Source organism: Campylobacter sp. RM12642, assembly GCF_020137635.1.
In the GTDB taxonomy this organism is placed as follows: domain Bacteria; phylum Campylobacterota; class Campylobacteria; order Campylobacterales; family Campylobacteraceae; genus Campylobacter_E.
The window spans coordinates 1-940 of record NZ_JACGAT010000069.1 but is presented as its reverse complement, the minus strand read 5'-3'; the positions used below and the strand labels follow the sequence as shown (position 1 = coordinate 940).

The following is a 940-nucleotide window of genomic DNA, read 5'->3' as shown; positions in this document are numbered from 1 at the left end:
GCTAAGCGCTCATGCAAACGCATCTATGAACAATAGATCAATTGACAGTTCTTTAAATAAGTTAAACTCAGGTTTTAGAATTAACTCTGCTGCTGATGATGCTTCAGGTATGGCAATTGCTGATAGCTTAAGATCTCAAGCAAGTTCTCTTGGTCAAGCTATTATGAATGCTAATGATGCTATTGGTATAATTCAGACAGCTGATAAGGCTATGGATGAGCAAATAAAAATACTTGATACAATTAAGAATAAAGCTATTCAATCAGCTCAAGATGGTCAAACAACTGAAACAAGACGCTCACTTCAAGCTGATATTTCAAGACTTATGGAAGAATTAGACAATATTGGTAATACTACATCATTCAATGGTCAAAAGCTTCTAAGTGGAACGTTTTCAAACAAAGAATTTCAAATTGGTGCGTATTCAAATGAGACAGTTAAGGCTAGTATTGGGGCAACTACAAGTGATAAGATTGGTTTAACTAGGTTTGAGACTGGGCATAATGTAAGACAAAGCGACCTTGCTTTAGGAGATAAAATTAATCTTACATTTAAAAACGTAGATGGAATTAATGATGTTACATTTGAGCCAGTGCAAATTGCTCAAGGTAATAATATTAAAGCAGGTCAAGGTTTAGGTGCTTTAGTTGAAGCTATTAATAAATCTACTGATAAAACAGGTATTAAAGCTTCTGTTACGGTTCAAAGTGTATTTGAACAACCTATTAAAGCAGGAACTACTTTACAAGGCTTTAGTATAAATGGTGTTACTATTGGTTCTATTGAAGTTAAAGATAAAGATGGAAATGGAGCTTTAAGAGCTGCAATTAACTCTGTAAAAGATCAAACAGGGGTTGAGGCTAGTGTTGATGAAAAAGGAAGATTAGTACTTGCTAATAGAGATGGTAGAGGTATTAAGATAACTGATGGGGTGGATAAG

General features: G+C 34.3%; 1 protein-coding gene. It reads left to right on the top strand.

The window, feature by feature from the left end:
• The coding region (locus AVBRAN12642_RS09700) for a flagellin N-terminal helical domain-containing protein (RefSeq protein ID WP_336608311.1) at positions 1–940 on the top strand (940 nt) is incomplete at both ends.